2 protein-coding genes are annotated in these 1,650 nt (G+C 62.7%); both read right to left on the minus strand.

Translation table 11 applies throughout. The features are described from left to right. Positions 1 to 204: hypothetical protein (locus ACODTJ_RS29135; RefSeq protein WP_488851712.1), on the minus strand; the 204-nt coding region annotated here is incomplete at its 3' end. Beyond that, the gene (locus ACODTJ_RS29140) at positions 201 to 1,556 is read right to left on the minus strand and encodes an IS1380-like element ISPme1 family transposase (protein WP_012112698.1); all 1,356 of its coding nucleotides are present in this window, start codon (positions 1,554 to 1,556) and stop codon (positions 201 to 203) included. The genes ACODTJ_RS29140 and ACODTJ_RS29135, both read right to left, overlap by 4 nt. Positions 1,557 to 1,650 lie beyond the last annotated feature (94 nt).

Genomic DNA, 1,650 nt, shown 5'->3' on the forward strand with positions numbered 1-1,650 from the left:
GCCGCTTGACTTCAAGATCGCCTGATTTTGCTCGCTGGGCAAGCGTTTTTCGCCCCGAGCGGTGTCTGTCGTCGCGCAAACGGCCGAAGTCGGGTGGATCAAGCCTCGAACCCGCAGCATTCTGGCCCGGCAGAGCCGCTTTTCCGCGCGGCAGACGGACCTGTCCTGCCGCTTTCGTTCAGCTTGGGCATGGATCGTGGTCATGCGCATGACGGAGGCGTTCGAAGACGGCGGATGGCGGCAAGGACGGCCCGCACCATCGGGCCGGTGACGGCGACCTCGGCCAACTGGAAGGTAATGGCGCGGGCGTGGCGGACGACGCGGGCGCCGATCTTGATCAGCTTGAGTTGCAGGCTGGTCAACGACCAGTCCGCCATGGCCTCGGGCAGTTCGATGCAGCGCAGGAAGGTTGCCAGGTTGTAGGCCAGCGCGTGCAGTTGCAGCCGCACCTCGTTGTGCCGGAACTTCCGGCATGACAGCCGCGTCCAGCGAAAGGCATATTTGCCTTCCTTGATGTGCTGCTCTGCGGTGCCGCGCTGGTTGTAGAACCTCACCACCCAGTCTGGCTCCATCGGCAGGTTGGTGACGATGAAGCCGACTTTGGGGAACAGCTCGCCCGGATGCCATTCGATCTTGGCGATGACGCGGCGCGGCTTGTCCCAGGACGCCGCCTGATACTCGAAGTCCTCGAAGAACCGTTTGACCTTGGTCAGCGAAGGCCGTCCCACGGGCCGTGTCAGCCGATGCGCGATCTTCTCGCGCAAGACGGCGTTGGCGGGCAGACGGATGGCGTAGAAGAACCTGGCTTCTTCCAGCCGCATATAGATCGCGGGGATCGCGTAGGCAGCGTCGGCCCGGAAGAAGCGTCCACCAAGGTCGCGGCCAGCATATCGGGCAATGACGGGATCAAGGACATCCCGCCAGCCATCGGCGCTGTGGACATTGCCGTTACGCAGGGCGCAGCGCTCCAGCATGCCAAACTGGTTGAACAAGAAGATGGGGTGATAGCAGGTGCAGTCGAAATGCCCGTTCCAGGCAGCACCTTCCTGATCGCCGTGGGTGGGGCTGACCGAGCTGTCCATGTCCAGCACGATGTATTTCAACCCGTTGCGGTCATGAAACCGGTCGATCCATTGGCCGTTCAGATCGGCCAGCGCCGCCCGGTTCGCGGCCAGAGCCAGCGTCTCGGTCTCGAACCGTCCCATCTGCGATGCCGAAGCAGCTTGCGCCTCGACGGCCCTGCCGCCAACGACCTGACGCATCACGGGATCGAGGGCCAAGCGGTCGGCATCGTTCACATCCTCGTATCCGGCCAGTCGTCCGAACACCGATTGCCGGAACAATCCGTCAAGCCGATGGAGCGTGTTCTTCCCGGTGCGGCTGTCTCGCAGCGCCTCCGACGCCAGATTGGACAGGCCGAGCACGTCATCAAGCTCGCGCATCACCAGCAGGCCACCGTCTGAACTGATCTGCGCACCACGGAACTCCAGACGCACACGGCGGTCGAAATCAACCCGATCTCCCCGCGCCAAGCCCGCACCCTCCAGGTGATCCATGAAACGCGCCCCTCGCAGCCGTCAACGCCATGATTTATATGCGAAATATCACGATTACGACAGCGAAATCAGCGACTTACTTGGAGAATGTGGG

The sequence above is a fragment of the Allobosea sp. FG18 genome (genome assembly GCF_057809495.1).

Bases quoted from the DNA above. Each gene is read 5' to 3' on its own strand.
- ACODTJ_RS29140 (WP_012112698.1), bottom strand. From the start codon at position 1,556: ATGGATCACCTGGAGGGTGCGGGCTTGGCGCGGGGAGATCGGGTTGAT.